The 18,624-nt window shown below is 68.4% G+C and carries 18 protein-coding genes; 9 read left to right on the top strand and 9 right to left on the bottom strand.

Annotated elements, in window-relative coordinates; all coding sequences use genetic code 11:
• The first annotated feature begins 36 nt into the window (after positions 1-36).
• Complete coding sequence (cls, locus tag HII28_RS14845) at positions 37-1,497, top strand: cardiolipin synthase (RefSeq protein ID WP_170026479.1); 1,461 nt, start codon at positions 37-39, stop codon at positions 1,495-1,497.
• 93 nt (positions 1,498-1,590) lie between these two features.
• On the opposite strand, the gene HII28_RS14840 is transcribed toward cls, so the two are convergent.
• The gene (locus tag HII28_RS14840; protein ID WP_346769351.1) at positions 1,591-2,559 is read right to left on the bottom strand and encodes an SDR family NAD(P)-dependent oxidoreductase; all 969 of its coding nucleotides are present in this window, start codon (positions 2,557-2,559) and stop codon (positions 1,591-1,593) included.
• Between the two features lie 58 nt (positions 2,560-2,617).
• On the opposite strand from HII28_RS14840, the gene HII28_RS14835 reads away from it, so the two are divergent.
• Positions 2,618-3,316, top strand: a complete 699-nt coding sequence (locus HII28_RS14835; RefSeq protein WP_240978048.1) for a TetR family transcriptional regulator — start codon at positions 2,618-2,620, stop codon at positions 3,314-3,316.
• Positions 3,317-3,375: 59 nt separating this feature from the next.
• Here HII28_RS14835 and HII28_RS14830 read toward each other — a convergent pair whose 3' ends face one another.
• The 4 genes from HII28_RS14830 to HII28_RS14815 form a co-directional block, all read right to left on the bottom strand.
• Positions 3,376-4,065 (bottom strand): uracil-DNA glycosylase, encoded by a 690-nt coding sequence (locus tag HII28_RS14830; RefSeq protein ID WP_170026478.1) that lies wholly within the window; start codon positions 4,063-4,065, stop codon positions 3,376-3,378.
• Positions 4,066-4,169: 104 nt separating this feature from the next.
• Complete coding sequence (locus tag HII28_RS14825) at positions 4,170-4,892, bottom strand: Type 1 glutamine amidotransferase-like domain-containing protein (protein ID WP_240978047.1); 723 nt, start codon at positions 4,890-4,892, stop codon at positions 4,170-4,172.
• The gene (locus tag HII28_RS14820; RefSeq protein ID WP_170026476.1) at positions 4,889-5,599 is read right to left on the bottom strand and encodes a potassium channel family protein; all 711 of its coding nucleotides are present in this window, start codon (positions 5,597-5,599) and stop codon (positions 4,889-4,891) included. Before HII28_RS14820 ends, HII28_RS14825 begins: the two co-directional genes overlap by 4 nt.
• A 3-nt stretch (positions 5,600-5,602) precedes the next feature.
• Positions 5,603-6,382, bottom strand: coding sequence for an SDR family oxidoreductase (locus tag HII28_RS14815; protein WP_170026474.1), 780 nt, complete (start codon positions 6,380-6,382; stop codon positions 5,603-5,605).
• Between the two features lie 73 nt (positions 6,383-6,455).
• Here HII28_RS14815 and HII28_RS14810 point away from each other — a divergent pair, with 73 nt between their 5' ends.
• From HII28_RS14810 to HII28_RS14785, 6 genes are all read left to right on the top strand, one after another.
• On the top strand, positions 6,456-7,664 hold the full coding sequence (locus HII28_RS14810; protein ID WP_170026471.1) for an acyltransferase family protein: 1,209 nt from the start codon (positions 6,456-6,458) through the stop codon (positions 7,662-7,664).
• Between the two features lie 112 nt (positions 7,665-7,776).
• Positions 7,777-9,105, top strand: a complete 1,329-nt coding sequence (locus HII28_RS14805; RefSeq protein WP_170026469.1) for a bifunctional o-acetylhomoserine/o-acetylserine sulfhydrylase — start codon at positions 7,777-7,779, stop codon at positions 9,103-9,105.
• 148 nt (positions 9,106-9,253) lie between these two features.
• The gene (locus HII28_RS14800) at positions 9,254-10,459 is read left to right on the top strand and encodes a homoserine O-acetyltransferase (protein ID WP_170026467.1); all 1,206 of its coding nucleotides are present in this window, start codon (positions 9,254-9,256) and stop codon (positions 10,457-10,459) included.
• 186 nt (positions 10,460-10,645) lie between these two features.
• The gene (locus tag HII28_RS14795; protein ID WP_170026465.1) at positions 10,646-11,812 is read left to right on the top strand and encodes an ATP-binding protein; all 1,167 of its coding nucleotides are present in this window, start codon (positions 10,646-10,648) and stop codon (positions 11,810-11,812) included.
• Positions 11,809-12,954: a hypothetical protein gene (locus tag HII28_RS14790; RefSeq protein ID WP_170026463.1), complete on the top strand. Its 1,146-nt coding sequence runs from the start codon at positions 11,809-11,811 to the stop codon at positions 12,952-12,954. The genes HII28_RS14795 and HII28_RS14790 overlap by 4 nt, the downstream gene beginning before the upstream one ends.
• A 59-nt stretch (positions 12,955-13,013) precedes the next feature.
• Entirely contained in the window at positions 13,014-13,670 is a 657-nt protein-coding gene (locus tag HII28_RS14785; RefSeq protein WP_346769350.1) for a response regulator transcription factor, read from the top strand.
• Between the two features lie 155 nt (positions 13,671-13,825).
• Here the strand turns inward: HII28_RS14785 and HII28_RS14780 are convergent, their stop codons facing one another.
• The 4 genes from HII28_RS14780 to HII28_RS14765 all read right to left on the bottom strand — a co-directional run bounded on the left by HII28_RS14780 (position 13,826) and on the right by HII28_RS14765 (position 17,961).
• Positions 13,826-15,106 carry an MFS transporter gene (locus tag HII28_RS14780; RefSeq protein ID WP_170026461.1) on the bottom strand — a complete coding sequence of 427 codons (1,281 nt, stop codon included), beginning with the start codon at positions 15,104-15,106 and terminating at the stop codon, positions 13,826-13,828.
• 108 nt (positions 15,107-15,214) lie between these two features.
• A complete protein-coding gene (locus HII28_RS14775; RefSeq protein ID WP_170026459.1) occupies positions 15,215-15,526 on the bottom strand; it encodes a thiamine-binding protein in 312 nt (103 codons plus the stop codon).
• A 99-nt stretch (positions 15,527-15,625) separates the two neighbouring features.
• Positions 15,626-17,032, bottom strand: a complete 1,407-nt coding sequence (locus HII28_RS14770) for a glycosyltransferase 87 family protein (protein WP_170026457.1) — start codon at positions 17,030-17,032, stop codon at positions 15,626-15,628.
• 38 nt (positions 17,033-17,070) lie between these two features.
• Positions 17,071-17,961 carry an ADP/ATP-dependent (S)-NAD(P)H-hydrate dehydratase gene (locus HII28_RS14765; RefSeq protein WP_170026455.1) on the bottom strand — a complete coding sequence of 297 codons (891 nt, stop codon included), beginning with the start codon at positions 17,959-17,961 and terminating at the stop codon, positions 17,071-17,073.
• A 44-nt stretch (positions 17,962-18,005) separates the two neighbouring features.
• Between HII28_RS14765 and HII28_RS14760 the strand changes: the two genes are divergently transcribed.
• Positions 18,006-18,623: an HAD family phosphatase gene (locus HII28_RS14760; protein ID WP_170026453.1), complete on the top strand. Its 618-nt coding sequence runs from the start codon at positions 18,006-18,008 to the stop codon at positions 18,621-18,623.
• The last annotated feature ends 1 nt before the right edge of the window (position 18,624 follow it).

Here is an 18,624-nt window from a genome sequence, read left to right as displayed (position 1 = left end):
GCCCGGCACGACCGCGACGCGCCTACCCTGCGCGACATGCACTCGCTACTGCTGTCGAACCTGTTCTGGGGATTCGGGTGGGTCTTCGTGCTGATCATCGACGTGGTCGCGCTGATCTACATCCCGCGCAACCGCAAGCCGACGGCCGCGATGGCGTGGCTGCTCCTCATCCTCATCCTCCCGGTGCTGGGCCTGGTCATCTATCTGCTCATCGGCAACTTCCGGCTGCCGGCCCGGCGCCGCAACGAGCAGGCGCGGATCGATGCGTTCATCCGCGAGCGAGCCGTGCGACAGGACGCGGATGCCGCCTGGCCGCGCTGGTTCGCGCGCGTGACCGAGCAGAACGAGGCGCTCACCGGGCTGCCGCCGCTCAGCGGCAACAGCACTTCGCTGATCGCCGACTACCAGGATTCCATCGACCGCATGACGGCGGCGATCGACGAGGCGACCGCCTGGGTGCACGTCGAGTTCTACATCGTCGCCTGGGACGACACGACCCGAGGGTTCTTCTCCGCGATGGAGCGCGCCGTCGCGCGGGGGGTGACCGTTCGCCTGCTCGCGGACTTCATCGCGTCGCGCAAGATCCCCGAGGGCGACAAGACGTTCGCCGAGCTCGACCGCATCGGCGTCAAGTGGTCGTTCATGCTGCCCGTTCAGCCGTTCAAGGGCAAGTTCCAGCGGCCGGATCTGCGCAACCACCGCAAGCTCGTCGTGGTCGACGGCCGCGTCGGGTTCATGGGCTCCCAGAACCTCATCTCGCGCGACTACAACAGCCAGAAGAACATCAAGCGCGGCCTGAAGTGGCAGGAACTGGTCACCCGGGTCGACGGACCGATCGTGTCGCAGGTGAACGTCGTGTTCCTGTCCGACTGGCTCATCGAGACCGGAGAGGACGTGTCGTCGGCCGAGCACGTCGCCGCCTCCGACGTCGACCTCCAGCCGGCGGACCTGGCGTGCCAGCTCGTGCCGTCGGGACCCGCCTACGAGTCGGAGAACAACCTCCGGCTGTTCCTCTCGCTCATTCACGGGGCGACGGAGCGGGTGATCCTGACGAGTCCGTACTTCGTTCCGGACGAGGCCATGGTCTACGCCATCACGACCGCGTGCCAGCGTGGTCTCGACGTGCAGCTGTTCGTCTCGGAGATCGGCGACCAGGGGCTCGTCTACCACGCACAGCGCTCGTACTACCGAACGCTCCTCGCGGCCGGGGTGCGGATCTTCCTGTACCCGGCGCCGTTCATCCTGCACGCCAAGCACTTCTCCATCGACGACGACATCGCCGTGATCGGGTCCAGCAACATGGACATCCGGTCCTTCAGCCTGAACGCCGAGATGTCTCTCATGGTCCGCGGGACGCCCTTCGTGCAGGCCATGCGGGCTGTCGAGAAGGACTACAGAGACTCCGGTCGCGAGCTCACGCTCGACGAGTGGAACAACGAGCCGGCAAGGGCCACGTTCCTGGACGGCCTGGCCCGCCTCACGTCCGCCCTCAACTGAGCGGGGTGGCGAACGGGCTACGGTCACGCGCACCGGACTGACGCGACGCCGGCGGTGCCGGGTACACTCTCTCCCGGCACCGCCCGTCCCGCATCAGGCGACCTGCTCCGAGGCGTCTGCATCCGCGGGGAACTCCACGGGATACGGCTGGCCGAAGTCGGCGGATCGGCTGACCTCCTGCCACGCGAGATCACTCTCGAGCTGCGAGCGGTCGAATCCGACGGACAACCGCGCTGCGTTCGCTCCGATCGGCAGGTTCGTCGGGAGGTCAGACCGACGTGAGAGGCGCACCAGGATGCCCGCGGCCCGGTCGGGGTCGCCCGCCTGCAGGCTGGATTCCGCGGATGCCGCATCGGCGTAACGCGCGCCGAGGGCGGCATACTCCTGCGGCAGGTCGGCGATGCTCATCGAGCTACCCGCCCAGTCCGTGCGGAATCCGCTCGGCTCGACGACGAGGACCCGAACGCCGAACTGCTCGGTCTCGGACCGCAGCACCCGGCTGAACCCGTCGATCGCGAACTTCGCCGCCTGGTACGAGCCGATCCCGCCCGATCCGCCGACACGCCCGCCGACGGAGGAGAACTGCATGATCAATCCGCCGCCCTGCTCCCGCAGCACGGGGATCATCGCCTTCGAGACGTTGTAGACGCCCCAGAAGTTCGTCTCGAACTGGGTGCGGAAGTCTGCGTCATCCCCGGTCTCGATCGGCGCGACGTTGGCATAGCCCGCGTTGTTGACGACGACGTCGATGGATCCGAACGCCTCGCGGGCGGACGCGATCGCCTCGCGTACGGAGTCGACGTCTGTGACATCCAGCCGCAACGCCACCACCCGGTCTCCGTAGGTCGCCACCAGGTCGTCCAACTGCTCCGGACGACGCGCCGTGGCCGCCACCCTGTCTCCCGCTTCGAGTGCCGCGACCGCCAAGGCGCGCCCGAAGCCGCGCGACGACCCGGTGATGAACCAGGTCTTCGTCTCTGCTCCCGATTGCGTCGCAGCGCCTTCCGCGCCGATCCGGGTGCTCTGTTCGCTGTTCGTGTTCACTGTCTCGTTCTCTGTCACGCACTTAGTACAACACTGTTCTCTTATTTAGTCAACACCGTTTTGCTAAACTGTCGGCATGGATGGATCACCGATGCCCGACGGCGAGCGTGGACCGGCGCCCGCAGACTTCCAACGAGCGAGGAGTCCAGAGGCCAAGCAGCGGCGCGAGGAGGCGATCCTGACCGCGGCACGGCAGCTGGCGGCCGAGCGCGGAATCCGCCAGATCACGCTCACCGACATCGCCGACGCCGTCGGTATGCACAAGTCCGCGTTGCTGCGCTACTTCGAGACGAGGGAGGAGATCTTCCTGCGGCTCACGGGCGAAGGCTGGCGGGAATGGTCGGTAGGCGTGCGCGGACAGCTGGACGCACTCGACGTGAGCGAGTCGGATCCGGATGCCGTCGCATCCGCCCTCTCGGCCACTCTCGCCTCGCGCGGCATGTTCTGCGACCTGCTCGCCCAGGCACCGATGAACCTGGAGCGCAACGTGTCGTCGGATGCCGTTCGGCGCTTCAAGTACGGCACCCACGCCGAGGTCGAGGCCATCGTCGTCTCGATGCAGCGCCTGCTCCCCGCGTTGTCCGACGCGGACGGCGTCGACGTCATCGCCAGCGCGACAGCGCTCGCCGGTGCGTTCTGGCAGATCGCGACGCCGGGACCCGAGATCTCCGCCCTCTATCGCAGCGACCCGCGACTCGCACACGCAATCGTGGATGTCGGACCGCGCCTGCGCCGCATCCTGCGCGAACTGCTGACCGGAGCGCTGGCCGCCTGAGAAGACGGCTCACCGATCTCGACCGGACCGGTCTGCCGGCTCGGTTCAGTCCGCGAGGGTCAATCGAGCGACCAGTCCACCGGCAGCGCGCCCTGCTGCACGAGCAGCTCGTTGGCGCGGCTGAACGGCTTGGATCCGAAGAATCCCCGATCGGCCGACAGCGGGCTGGGATGAGGCGAGGTGATGATGGGAGTCTGACCGAGCAGGGGGCGGAGGTTGGCGGCATCCCTCCCCCACAGGATGGCGACGAGCGGCGTGCCGCGCGCCACGAGCGCCCTGATGGCGTGCTCGGTCACGCGTTCCCAGCCGGCGCCTCGGTGCGATCCCGCTGCGCCGGGCCTCACCGTGAGCACCCTGTTGAGCAGCATGATGCCGTGCTCGCTCCACGCTGTCAGGTCGCCGTGCGACGGCGTCTCGATGCCGAGGTCGCTGCGGAGTTCACGGTAGATGTTCTGCAGGCTGCGCGGAACCGGCCGCACGTCGCGCTCCACGGCGAACGACAGGCCGATCGGATGCCCCGGAGTCGGATACGGGTCCTGCCCGACGATCAGCACCCGAACATCGGCGAGCGGATACCGGAATGCCCGCAGCACGTTCGCTCCGGCCGGCAGGTACGGCCGCCCGGATGCCACCTCCCGCCGAAGCCAGTCCCCCATCGCCGCGATGTCGCCGGACACCGGCTGCAGTGCTTCGGCCCAGCCGTGATCCATCGCACCTTCGGCGGCGAGTTCGGCGAGCGTCTTCGGCATCGGTTCGGGTTCCTTCGGTTCGGTTCGGGTTCGCGCTGGTGTCCGACCGCAGGCCGACTGGTCGGTGACCTCCGACGATCAGATCCCGTGCCGCAGCGGATGCTCTACCGCATGCTCCGCACGAGCACGCCGCGATCATCCTTCGTGACCACCCACACGGTGCCGGCTCCTCCGGCCCGAAGCGGTCCGGCGCCGACGGTGAGCACGGTGGACTCGTCGATCGCAATGACCTCGCCGACCGCCCCGGAGTCGACGGCCGCGATGGCGCGCGACAAGTTGCCCCACTGGGTGGCGTGCACGTCCACCGTCACGTCGATCAGGCCGAGACCGTCCTCGATCGTGAGCTCGTCGAGTTCTTCGGAACCGTCCTCGGAGCAGATCTCGACTCCGTCGATGCGCCAGCCGCCGATGATGGCGCGGTCGGGTGCGATCATCGCGCCCGCAGAGAAGCCGAGGTAGGGCACACCGGCGACGACGGCGTCCCTGATCCGCCCGGCGAGCGGCGCAAGTCCGGCGAGGTACGCCGGGGTGAGGCCGCCGCCGACGAGGATCCCGTCCACCCCGTCCACGGCGTCAAGCGGGATGGTCTCGCCCTCGTCGACCACGATCGCCACGATGTCGACCTCGCGGGGGGCACCCGCCGTGCGCAGTGCGGCGGCGAGCGTCTCGCCGTGCGAGGGATCCGCCGACTCGCGCACCGTGAGCACAGCGATCACGGGATCGCGCTCGTCCCCGGCCCCGGCGATCGCCTCCGACACGAACGGTCCGTACACGGCGCGCTCGGTCCCGTCTCGGTAGCCGCCTCCGACGAGATGGATGCTCATCATTCCCCTTCGCTGTCAGCGGCGTCGCCCTCGGCGCCCGCCTTGTGCCTGTTGTCCCTAGGGTGGATCGCGTCGTTGATGTAGGAGACCACGGTGGCGGTCGTGACGCCGACGATGACGATACCGCTCAGCATGAGCAGCACGGCGAGCGTGCGCCCCAGCGTCGTGACCGGGACGATGTCGCCGTAACCGACGGTCGCGATCGTGACGACCGCCCAGTAGACGGCGTCACCGAAGCTCAGGATCGATGCGCCAGGGGCCCCCCGCTCCACCAGCACTTCGGTCACAGCGATGATGTACACCCACAGCACCACGAACGCCGCGGCGTTCGAGACGAGGCGGGCGCGGACGGCGGCTCCCGTCTGGCTGCGGAAATACCGGATGCGCCGCAGCTCCTGCAGGGCCCGGAAGGGACGGAACACGGGGAGCAGCGCGCCAAGGAGGTCGAGAACGTTGCGTCGCACGAACGTCCACTTGTGCGTCGACAGCGAGAACCTGACGATGAAGTCGACGAGGAAGACGGCCCAGATGAAGGCGAGGATCGTCCAGATGATCACCGGGTCGTGGTGCTCGAAGTCCGAGTCGAGGCAGCGGATGCTGTACGCGACGATGAACGCCACGGAAAGCACCAGGAACGGCCAGCTGCTGGCGCGCTCCCATCGCGCAACGGCACGTTCGCGCGCGGCGAGCCTCTCACTCCGCGCCCGCATCGCTCAGTCCCGCTTCACGCTCAGAGGGCCGCGGTGCAGCTTGTACGCCGCGGCCTGGGCCACCGGTTTGATCACGATGAGGTCGAGGTCCACATGGGGCGGTCGCTCGAGCGCGTCGACGATCGTCTCGGCGACGTCGACGGCCGACAGCGGTTCGGGCACGTCGGCGTACACGGCATCCGCTCGCGCCTTGTCGCCCTTGAAACGGGTGAGCGAGAACTCCTCCGTGTGCACCAGACCCGGAGCGACCTCGATGACGCGGATCGGCTCGCCGTTGAGCTCGAGGCGCAGCGCCTCGGTCAGCGCGTGCTCGGCGAACTTGGCGGCGTTGTATCCGCCGCCTCCCGCGTAGGCGACGTGGCCAGCGGTGGAGGTGACGTTCACGATGTCGGCGTGAGTGTCGGCATCCGCTCCGTCGCGCAGCAGAGGCAGGAGAGCCGCGATGACGCGCTTGGTGCCGAGCACGTTGACCTCGTACATCCAAGCCCAGTCCTCGACCGACGATTTCTCCACGGTGTCCAGTCCTCTGGCGCCACCCGCGTTGTTGACCACTGCGTGCACGTCGCCGTTGGCTGCCAGGTGGTCGCGCAGAGCGTCCACATCCGCTTGAACGGTGATGTCGGCGGCGAACGCCTCGGCGCCGGTCTCGTCGGCGAGCGCGCGGAGCCTCTCCACGCGTCGTGCGACAGCGACGACGTCCCAACCGTGCTGTCGGAGCAGGCGAACCGTCGCCTCTCCGATACCCGAACTCGCTCCCGTGACCACCGCACGCCGTGTTGCCATTCCACCATTCTGACGGTCGCCGGCTCGACGACCGAAATGCGGGAAGCGTGGCGAGCCCCATAGTGTTGATCGGATGACGATCGCCGAACGGATCACGACGACGACGCCGCGCAAGGCGAGGGTCGCCTACTGGGACAACGCTCGTTGGCTGGCCATCACGCTGGTCGTGATCGGACACGCCATTCTCAAGCTGATCGCGGCTTCCGACACCGCATACGCGCTCTACCTCTTCATCTACCTGTTCCACGTGCCGGTGTTCGTGACGGTGTCCGGATATTTCGCGAAGGCGCAACCGCCCGGATACCGCGGCGTCAAGCGCCTGCTCACCGACATCGTCTTCCCGTACGTGATCTTCGAGACCGTGTGGAGCCTGATCTCGTGGGCCGTGACGGGAAAGCTGAGCCTCGACTACACGACCGCGAGCTGGACGCTGTGGTTCCTGATCGCGCTCGGCGTGTGGCGAGTCGCGCTGCCGTACATCGTGATGCTGCGCTACCCGATGGTGTTCGCTCTGCTGGTCTCCGTGGCCGCCGGATACCTCGACAACGTGGACTCGACGCTAGCCCTGGCCCGCACAGCAGGCCTTCTCCCCTTTTTCGTCTTCGGCTGGAAGCTGCGCCACTGGGACGGCACCAAGCGCTGGCTGAAGCTGCGTCGCGCCGTCGCCTGGCGCTGGCGGGCCGGAGCACTGGCGCTCTTCGCGCTCGTGCTCCTTTTCCTCGGCCTCTACATCGACGTGTGGCGTGACCTGCTCATCCGCCGGTTCCTCCTGTACGACGAGCAGTACGACTCGTTCGGGTACGACCAGTGGTGGGCGGGAGCCGTGCGTCTCCTCATGATCGGCATCGGGGCCCTGCTGACGCTCGCGTTCCTCACCCTCGTACCGCGACGCCGCGTCGTCTTCACGGCGTGGGGCGCCGCGACGATGTACATCTACCTGCTGCACAGCTTCTTCCTGTATCCGCTGCGCGAGTCGGGGGTGCTCGACCACCAGCCCTCCCCGTTGGTCCTGATCGGGATGATCGCGCTGGCCGTGGCGATCTCCGCCTTCCTCGCGCAGCCCTTCATCAAGAAGGCGTTCCACTGGGTGGTCGAACCGGACTTCCCGTGGCTGTTCCGCAGGCAGGCGCTCGCCGAGATCCCGCCTCCGACGGCACCCGACGTGCCGGTCCCGCCTGGCACGGTGCTCATCGACGCACCCCTGGAGAACGCGACGGATGCCGACGGGCCGCCGCAGCATCCGTCCCCCTCCGAAGACGGTCGGCGTCCGTCCGCCGGGTGAGGTTACGTCGTGTTTCGAGGGTTTTGGGCGGGCAAGGCGCCGTGCCTATGGTGAATGGACCACCGGCGCGGATGCCACGCCGGCCCTCCGTCGCACCAATCGGGAGATCATCATGACCGACGCCGCCCAGTGGCAGTTCGAAACCAAGCAGGTCCACGCGGGCGCCGCGCCCGATCCGGTGACCAACGCGCGGGCCACGCCCATCTACCAGACCACGTCGTACGTGTTCAACAACTCCGACCACGCGAAGAACCTCTTCGCGCTGGCCGAGTTCGGCAACATCTATACGCGCATCCAGAACCCGACGCAGGCCGTCGTCGAGGAGCGCGTCGCGGCGCTCGAGGGAGGCACCGGCGCCCTGCTCGTTGCCAGCGGTCAGGCCGCTGAGACCTTCGCCGTGCTGAACATCGCGCAGGCGGGCGACCACATCGTCTCCTCCAGCTCGATCTACGGCGGCACCTACAACCTGTTCAAGTACACGCTCGGCCGCCTCGGCATCGAGACCACGTTCGTGGAGAACCAGGACGACCCCGAGGAGTGGCGCCGCGCCGTCCGCCCGAACACGAAGCTGTTCTTCGCGGAGACGGTGGGCAACCCGAAGGTCAACATCCTCGACATCGAGACCGTCGCGGGCATCGCCCACGAGGCCGGCGTGCCCCTGATCGTCGACAACACAATCGCCACCCCGTACCTGATCCGTCCGTTCGAGCACGGCGCCGACATCGTGATCCACTCGGCGACGAAGTTCCTCGGCGGCCACGGCACCACCATCGGCGGCGTCATCGTCGACGGCGGCCACTTCGAGTGGTCGAAGAACGTGGCGAAGTTCCCCGGGCTCACGGAGCCGGACGAGTCCTACCACGGCGTCAGCTACACGCAAGCCGTCGGCGACGGACTGGCGTACATCATCAAGGCCCGCGTCCAGCTGCTGCGCGACCTCGGCGCGGCCATCGCGCCGAACAGCGCCTGGCTGCTTATCCAGGGCATCGAGACGCTGTCACTGCGCATCGAGCGCCACGTGCAGAACACGCAGGAGATCGCGGAGTTCCTCGAGAACCACCCCGATGTGGCTTCGGTCAACTACGCAGGCCTGCCGACCAGCCCGTGGTACGCCGCTGCGAACAGGTACGCCCCCAAGGGCGTCGGCGCCGTGCTGTCCTTCGAGCTCAAGGGCGGCGTCGACGCCGGCCGTGCGCTCGTGGACAACCTCAGCCTGTTCAGCCACCTCGCCAACATCGGCGATGTGCGCTCGCTGGTCATCCACCCCGCATCCACCACCCACTCGCAGCTCTCCCCCGAGGAGCAGCTCACGGCCGGCGTGACGCCGGGCCTGGTGCGCTTGTCCGTCGGCATCGAGAACGTCCAGGACCTCAAGGCAGATCTCGACGCCGGCCTCGCCGCGGCGCGCGCCGCGACCCAGGCCGACAGCGTCTCGGCGTAACACGCCGCGGCCGTGCGGCCGTACCGACATCGTGGAAGGGCCCGGCTTCGTCCGGGTCCTTTCGCATGCCCGTCCGTTCCCCACGGTGGCCGCGCGCCCGTAACACGTGCCGAAGGATGCCGCGGCAGCGGGGAGAATTGACCTCACCATGGACTGGCAGACCTCTGAAGACACGGTGCCGTCGAGCTTCATCACCGACGCGCAGGCACGATCGCTGCTCGGCAAGCCCCGCGCGACCGGAGCCTGGCGTGATGGCGATCCCGAGGGCGACCGCCGATTCCTCCGCATCGGTCCGCTGTCGTTCGAGAGCGGCCGTACGCTCTCGAACGCCGTCGTCGCGTACGAGACGTGGGGAACGCCCGACGCCGACGGCGGCAACGCCGTGCTCGTGCTCCACGCGCTCACCGGAGACAGCCACGTCGTGGGCGACGCCGGTCCCGGGCATCCGACCTCGGGATGGTGGGACGGCATCGTCGGCCCCGGCCTGGCCATCGACACCGACCGATGGTTCGTGGTGGCCCCGAACATGATCGGCGGATGCCAGGGTTCGACCGGCCCTGCATCGCTCGCGCCCGATGGCATCGAGTGGGGTCCCCGGTTTCCGTACACCAGCATCCGCGACCAGGTGAACGCCCAGGCGGCGCTGGCCGATGAGCTCGGGATCGCACGCTGGGCGGCCGTCATCGGCGGATCCATGGGCGGCATGCACGCCTTGGAGTGGGCCGTCGGATTGCCGGATCGCGTGGAGCGCGTCGCCGTGATCGCGGCGCCTCCCTTCTCCACCGCCGACCAGATCGCTCTGAACTCGGTGCAGATCGAGGCGATCCGCACGGATCCGCAGTTCCGGGCTGGGCGCTACTACGACGCGGACGACGGCGACGGACCGCACGCAGGGCTCGCGCTCGCGCGCCGCATGGCCCTCCTGAACTACCGCAGCGCCAACGAGCTGAACGAACGGTTCCAGCGCAGCTGGCAGAGCGGCATCTCTCCGCTCGGCGCGGGCGGACGCTTCGCCGTCGAGTCGTACCTCGACTTCCACGGCAACAAGTTCACCCGCCGCTTCGACGCCAACAGCTACATCACCGTCGTCAACGCCATGACGTCGCACGACATCGGACGCGGACGCGGCGGCGTCGACACCGCACTGTCCAGGGTCACGGCGCGCTCGCTCGTGCTCGGCATCGACAGCGACCGGCTGTACAGCGTCGAAGGGCAGCAGATCATCGCGGCAGGCATGCCGAACAGCATCCACGGAGCGCACCCGGTCGTCATCCACTCACCATTCGGCCACGACGCGTTCCTCATCGAGGACGACCTCATCGGACCTCAGCTGGCACGCCTTCTCGAGTCCTGACGCCGAGCCCGGCGACGAATCAGCGGGCCCGGCGTGCGATCACGCCGATCGCCGCCTCCCGATCCGGCAGGCCGAACATCCGACAGGCGCCTGCTCGCCGGCGAGGCGGTGTCAGCCAGACGGCCTAATCTGTCTGTAACGTGCCTGGGGGTCTGCACCCATGGGTGAGGCACAGCCGGAGGATCGATGACGCGCACCGTCGAAGAACGCGACCGTATGCTCGCGTTCGCGTCGACGACCGTGACCACCGTCGCCGGCGGCGCGACGGTGGTGTGCGCGATCCTTCCAGGGGCGCTTCCTGCGCTCGAGGCCACCATCAGCATCGTGGCCTTCGCCCTGCTCATCGTCGCGGCCGGCGCCTACCTGCAGCGCCGCACCTCACCCATCCCCGTTGTGGTCATCCTGGTGACGGCACTCATCGGCATCGGAGTGGTCGGGCTCAGCGGCGGGAAGTCGGGTCCAGCCGCAACCTCGGTCGTCGCGATGCTCGTCGTCGCCTCCAGCAGCGCCGCTTTCCTGCTCGCCGCCGAGGCGCGCCGCCGGGTCATCCTCGGCGCCGGCTTCGTGGCTGTGCTCGCCGTGGTCATCCCGACGGTGATGTCCGTGCGCGGCAACCTCATCGCCGCGCTCTTCGTGACTGTCGGAAGCTGGGCCTTCTGCACGGGAACCTCTGTCTGGGTGGCGCGCATCGTGCCGCAGACCGTCGACCGCATCGAGGGCATGAGCGACGCCTACCGCACGGAACGCCAGGCGAGTGAACTCGAGGCCAGACGTCGGCAGAGCGCGCGGCTGCTGCACGACACGGTGCTCGCCACACTCACGCTGCTCGCGCACTCCGGTCGAGGCGTCGGCGAGCACGCGCTGCGAGCTCAGGCCTCCGAGGACGCCGAGCTGCTTCGCCAGCTGCGGCTCGGCTACACGCCCGATCCGGCGGCTTCTGGCGACTACACGCTGCGGCAGGTGCAAGAGTCCACGCTGGGCAACACGCTCGAGACGGTGAAGCAGCGGTTCAAGCGGATGGGACTCGACGTCGCCTGGCACGGAACGGGGCACGTCCTGCTGCCGGCCGAGACGCTCGACGCGTTCCTGCTCGCGCTGGCCGAATGCCTCGAGAATGTGCGCCGGCACTCGGGCGAGACGCAGGCGCACGTCACGATCACGGACGACGACGTCACTGTGCGGGCGATGGTCACCGATTCCGGTGTCGGATTCGACATGGGGAGCGTGTCGCCAGGGCGACTCGGATTCACCGAGTCGATCGTGGCGCGCGTTCGCGACGTCGGCGGGAACGCGCGCTTGTTCAGCGCGCCCGGATCCGGCACCACCGTCGTGCTGGAGGTGCCGAAAGCATGAGCCGCCTCGATGCCCGCGCCACCCACGTCTACACGGGGGTCAGCAGCCTGCGGATCGGCACGATGGTCATCGCGGACGCGCTGGTCGCCGCCTCGACGATCCGCTTCGCGGTGTTCGGGCGGTTCTACCCGATGGTCTGGTTCGGCGTGGCGGCCGTGGTCTTCCTCATCGTCGTTGCCGCGCTCATGTGGGTCATGCCGGCGCCCCGCGAGGCGCCCACTGAGCAGGGGCGCTTCGCCGGCCTTCTCGTCGCGTGCGGGATCGTCACCGCTCTCGACCTGATCGGATCGTGGTCGCCGGGGGCGACCACGGTGTTCCCCGTGACGTGCGTAGGGGTCGGCGGGCTGCTGTTCGCGGCCGTGACGACCAGGCCGCCGCGCGACATCCTGGTGGCCACGGGCGGATTCGCGGTGATCCTCTTCGTCGTCCTCGGACTCCAGGTTCCCGATCCACTGTCGGCTGCACCTCGTGTGGCGTTCGTCATCATCGCCTGCGCAGCACCGCTCGTCGGGGTGTCGTTGGTGCGGTCGTTCCGCTCGATCGTGCAGTACCACTCCGAGATCGCGCAGACCCAGAGCACCACGAGCAGCGACTCCGCCGTCGGGATGCTGGCATCGGAGGAGCTGGAACGCCTCGACTTCGCCGCAGAGCAGCTTCTCGACGACGTCGCAGCAGGACGTGCGGAACTCCCGCTCGACGAGGCGACTGCCGCACGCGCTTCAGCCCTGGCGACCCAGCTGCGGCTGCACCTCGTCGAGGACCGCAGGCAGACCTGGCTGCACCACGCCGTCACCGAGTCCGCGCTCCTCGATCCGGTCACGCGGATCGACGACCCTGACGGCCTCGCCGCGTCGCTGTCCGCGCGGCAGCGCGATGGCCTGTTCTCCGCTATCTGGCTGCTCGTCGGAAGCGTTCCCCGGCCTGCGGCGGCCCTCGTCATCCGCATCGTCAGAGGAGCGGATGCCGGTCCGCACGTGCACAGCTTGCAGATTCGACTCGAGGCGACCGGCATCCCACGACGCCAGGTGGATCCCGCGGCGTGGCAAGCTATTCGCAGAGTCGGTCGGTACACCGAGACCGGACAGTCCGCTATGGTGCGCATTGAGGTGGACTGCCTTGTCGACGCGACGGCGGACCGCTGAGCGACTCGCATCAAGGCGTGCCCCATCGCCCGGCTCGCCGCCAGAGTGAGGAAACACACGTGAAGGAACAAGAGAAGACCCCGATCAGGATCGCCATCGTCGACGATCACCGGATGCTCCTCGCCGCACTCACCGAGTGGATCCGGAGCGCAGCCGACGACATCGAGATGGTCGCCGCCGTCGCTACATGGCCCGAGCTACTCACGCACGAGGAGTTCCCAGTCGATGTCGTGCTCCTCGACCTCGACCTCAAGGACAACATCCCCGTCTCCATCAAGCTCCAGGCGCTGAAGGCCGCCGGCGTGCGCACCATGCTGATGAGTGCGTACTCCGACCCGAACGTGGTGCGCGAGGCCCTCGCGGCGGGAGCCCAGGGCTACATCGTGAAGAGCGAGAACGCCGACATGATCGTGGAGGCCATCAGGGCGGCGATGCGCGGCGACTCGTTCATCTCGGAGGAGCTCGACGTTGCGCTCAGCCAGAGCACGACGGGATCGCCCAAGCTCAGCGCGCAGGAACGCCGCGTGATGGCCCTGTACGGCGCCGGCGAGCCCGTGAAGTCGGTGGCCTTCAAGCTCGGCATCTCCGACGAGACGGCCAAGAGCTACCTCAAGCGGATCCGTGAGAAGTACCGCGTCGCGGGCTACGACGTCGGCACCAAGGTGGCGCTGCGCAAGCGCGCCATCCAGGACGGCATCCTGCTGCAGAACGACTGAGCGGCTGCGGCAAGCTCTCGCGCCCCGAACCGATCGACTTCGAGCACGGCCCATCGGTGCGTGTTTCCGCGACGGCTCGTTGCTCGTGCCCCGGGATTCCCAGTGCAGAAGTTGAAGCCTGGCGCGATCATGTGGGACGCCGGCGACGGCGCCCCTCAGAGCGCCTCGACCGGGAGGGTCGGGATGCCCTCCGTGTGGCCCGCGACGGGAAGTCCCCGCGCGCGGCGCACCCTGTCGAGCGTGAACGACCCGATCGCGAGGAGCAGACCGAGCGCCGTCAGGATCAGTCCGACCCAGACCGGTGCGCGGTATCCGAATCCGGCGGCGATGACCACCCCGCCCAGGTACGCGCCGAACGAGTTGCCGATGTTCAGTGCCGAGTGGTTGAGTGCAGCGGCGATCGACTGACTGTCGCGCGCGACATCCATGAGCCTGGTCTGGATGGCGGGTGAGATGGCCGACGCGGATGCCCCGACCAGGAACACGCCGACGGCCAGTGCGACCCAGTTCTGCGCCAGCGCTCCGACGCCGATCAGCGCCACCATGAGCACCACGAAGAAGGTCAGCATGGTGCGCTTCACGCTGCGGTCCGCCATGGCGCCGCCCACCAGGTTGCCGACAGTCATGCCGAGGCCGCAGCACACGAGCATGAGCGGCACAGCCCACTCCGGGAGTCCGGCGACGTCGGTGACGATGGGCGCGATATAGGTGTAGAGGGCGAAGAGTCCGCCGAACCCGATGGCGCCGATCGCGAGCGTGAACCACACCTGCGGCCGGATGAACGCCTTCAGCTCGCGCCGCATCGTCGCCTCCGCGTTTCCGGCCTGCCACGGAACGGCGAGCAGCACGGCGACGAACGTGAGCGCGAAAATGCCTGCGACGGCGAGATAGGCGATGCGCCAGCCAGCCTGCTGGCCGACCCAGGTGATGGCGGGAACCCCGACGACGTTCGCGATCGTCAGGCCGGAGAGAACGAACGCCACTCCCCTGGCACGCTTGCCAGGACCCATGAGGGATGCCGCCACCAGGCTCGCGATGCCGAAATACGCTCCGTGCGGGAGCGCGGCGACGAACCGCGCGACGAGCACCAGGCCGAAGGTGGGCGCCACAGCCGCCGCGATGGTGCCAGCGGTGAACGTGACCAGCAGCCAGAGAAGCAGCCGCTTGCGCGGCCAGCGGGCTGCGGCCGCTGCGATGGTCGGAGCTCCGACCACCACGCCGAGCGCATACGCGGAGATGATCCAGCCGGCCTGCGCGTTGGCCTCGGCCGGGCTGGCGGCGTAGAGCTGCGGCAGCAGATCCGAGGCGATGTTGGGCAGGAGCCCCATGGCGACGAACTCGGTCGAGCCGATCCCGAATCCGCCCAGCGCGAGCGCCAGCAGGGCAAGACGGGTTCGGGCCGGCGAAAGCGCCGGCCCGTCGGTGAGGTTGGCCATGTGGTCAATGCTAGGCGTCGGACGTGACGTTCTCGAATCGATTCGATGACGAATCGATTTCGGACGTCACGAAATCGCCCATGCCTTCCGGCGAGCCGTCGGCAACCGTCAGCGCTGCTGGGCGTCCAGCGCAGCCTCGAGGCGCTCCACCTTGCCGGTGAGCTCGCCCGTGTGGCCCGGGCGGATGTCCGCCTTCAGCACCAGGGAAACCCGCGAACCGTACGCGCCGACGGCATCCGTCGCGCGCTTGATGACGTCGAAGACCTCGTCCCACGTGCCCTCGATCGTGGTGAACATCGAGTCGGTGCGGTTCGGAAGGCCGGAGTCGCGGACGATCCGCACTGCCGCCGCAACGGCGTCGTGCACGGAGTCGCCCCCGCTTCCCGTTCCGCTGGGTGCTACGGAGAATGCGACGAGCATGATGAGTCCTTCCGATCGGCGGCTGAGGGGTGCAGAACCAGTCTGCGTCGGCGGACCGGAGACGCGAGGCCCGGCATCCGCTCCGCCCGGTGAATCGCGTCAGAGCTGCTGCGGGAAGAGCTCGTCTGCCGACGGGCTGACGCGAGCGGCCGGTGCTTCGATGGGCAGGTCGTCGCCGGGCGCGGCATCCGCTCTGTTCAGCGGCCACACCCGGCTGTCGGATGTCTCCGCCCGCGACACGCCGCCGCGTGCTGCACGCCCGCTGCCGGTGCGCCATAGCGCGACGACGGACCAGCCGAGCACGACGAAGAGCATCACGTTGCGCACGGTGACGATGGCGAGGACCCATGCGTTCAGGTTCAGCAGCTCCAGGTACAGCCACGGGTAGAAGAGCTGCGTGAGCCCTGCCGTCACGCCGACGAGGATGGCCGGGGTGAGGAACCGGCGTCCCGACATCAGAAGACCGAGCACGACGGGTGCGGCCAGCCAGGCGATGTACTGAGGCGATCCCACCTTGTTGAACGCGATGAGCGAGGTGACGATCGCCAGCGAGAGCTGCGGCAGCACGAGGGATGTCGGTGCCTTGCGCATCACGGCACGCAGCCCGATCAGTACGACGACGATCACGGCAATGGCGAGTGCGAGCGTCATCGCGGCACTGGCGACGTCGATGCCGCGTCCCATCACCTGGAACGTCAGCAGATTCTGGTCGTAGTAGATGAAGCTGCCCGGCGCGTGCAGCGCCGCCGCCCAGAACCAGGGCGCGCTGATCGGAGCCTCGATCTGGAGCCCGCGTCCCGTCTGCTGCGTGACGAAGCTGAACAGGTTGGAGAGCCCGCCGAAGGCCACGCCGAGGATCACGATCGCGGCGCTCGCGGCCAGTACGTATCCGAGCATCCGCCACCTGCGGCGAGACGCGATCAGGATCGCGAGGATGATGCCTGCGGGCCAGACCTTGATCCAGGTCGCCACCGCCAGCAGGATCGCCGCCGCCCGGGGCCGTGCCGCGAGCCAGACAAGGGCCACGATGACGATGGCGACGGAGACGGCATCGAGGCGCCCGAGCACGACCGGTCCGAGGAGCAGCAGGAAGGCGAGCCACCACCAGGCAGCTGCCGTCGCACGATTCCTCCTGCGGGTGACGAGAACGGCGAACGCGATCACATCGAAGACGGTCACCATGGCCAGCCAGGCCATGACGTAGTTGTCCGGCCCAGCCAGGAGCGGGATCAGGATCGGCACCATAGCCACCAGCGGATACACCCACGGCGCCGTCACACCCATGAACTGATGCCCCAGCTGCGCGTCCTGCGCCCATGGCAGGTAGACGATCGTGACATCGCCGAGCGGCATCCCTGCTCCATACAGGCCGCACAGCCAGAGCACGACGTGCACGATCAGGAACGCACCCCACTGCGCGTAAGGGTTGTGGCTCAGTCGCAGCAGAGTTTCGCGCGCGCCGGGCGCGGTGTCTGACCGCCCCTCGGTCGCGGTGTCGGTCGCCATAGTCCTAAATGCTACCGAGCCCAGGAGGGCTGTCCGACTCACGTCCCATCGTCGACGATCGGGCCGATCACGGCGGAAACCGCGTCTGCGACATCGAGGGCGACGATCGGTCCGCCGCCGTGCCGAGAACTCGCGAGAGCTGCGGCCGCACCGTGCAGAGCAGCGGCGGTCGCCGCCAGGCGGGCCATGGCTTCCGCCCCGCCTTCGGCGACGGCGTCGGCGTGGGTCGCGACGAGGGCCCCGAGGATGCCGCCGAGCACGTCGCCGCTTCCGGCGGTGGCCAGCCAGCCGGCATCCGGTCCCGTGCTGACGTCCAGCACCTCGCCGGACGGGGCGGCCACGTGCGTCACGTGTCCCTTGAGCAGAACGACGACCCCTTTTGCGCGTGCGGCGCGCACTGCCCAAGCCGCCGGATCCGCAGCGATGTCGGAGGCGGATGCGCTCACGCCCTCCTCCGCGAGCAGCCGCGACAGCTCGCGGTAGTGCGGAGTGACGACGACCGGACCACGCGCCACCGCGAGAAGATCCAGGGCCCCCGCATCGACGACCGCCGGAACGCCTTCGGCGAGCGCCGAGCGCAGGCGGTCGGTGGCGGCGGGGTCACGGTGTGCGGCATCCGTGCCTGATCCGAGCAGCCAGGCTTGCACTCGTCCAGCGACAGTGACGACTTCAGGACGCCGCTGCAGGATGAGCCCGGCCGGCACGTCGTCGCCGACGTAGCGGATCATGCCGATGCCGGTGCGCGCAGCAGCCTCGGCCCCGAGCACGGCCGCTCCCGGATACCGGTCCGAGCCTGTGGCCATGCCGAGCACCCCACGCGAGTACTTGTCGTCGTCGACGCCGGGAACGGCGATCCAGTCGCGGCAATCCTCCAGCGTCCAGCGACGGCGTGCGGGCTGGCCGCGATCGTGCTCCGCGTCGGTAGTCATGCCATCACGATAGGTTTTCACAGCACGACGACGAAAGGCTCACGATGCCCATCTCCCTGCCAGACCGCGTGGTCATCTTCGATTACGGCGAGGTCATCTCCCTCAGCCCGAGCGAAGCGGACCGGCAGGCGCTCATCGAGGTGGCGGGCGTCGATCCCGACGCGTTCTGGCCGTCGTACTGGGGACATCGAGACGGGCTCGACCAGGGAACGGTCAGCATCCACGACTACTGGAGGCGGATCGAGGCCGACACGCACGCGCAATGGTCGGAGAGCACGCTGCATCTGCTGTGGGTGACGGATTTCCGCGGCTGGCTGAGCGTGGACCCCGGCACGATCGACGTGCTCGTCGACCTCCGCGACGGCGGCACGCGGCTTGCGCTGCTGTCGAACGCCGGCGCCGACTTCGGCAGCTACTTCCGGCAGGGGCTCATCGGATCGCTCTTCGAGCGCGTGTTCGTCTCGGGTGAGCTGCTGCTGGTCAAGCCAGATGCCGCCATCTTCCGCCACGCGCTCGACGAGCTCGGCATCGACGCCGCGCACGCGGTCTTCATCGACAACAAACCGGAGAACGTCGAGGGTGCGGAGGCGATCGGCATCACAGGGCACGTCTTCACCGGGCCCGCCGACCTCCGGGCGTTCTTGACCGCACTCGAAGGCTGAG

This window comes from Planctomonas sp. JC2975, from assembly GCF_012985205.1.
In the GTDB taxonomy this organism is placed as follows: Bacteria; Actinomycetota; Actinomycetes; order Actinomycetales; family Microbacteriaceae; genus Humibacter.
This window is presented reverse-complemented; position numbering and strand designations above follow the sequence as displayed.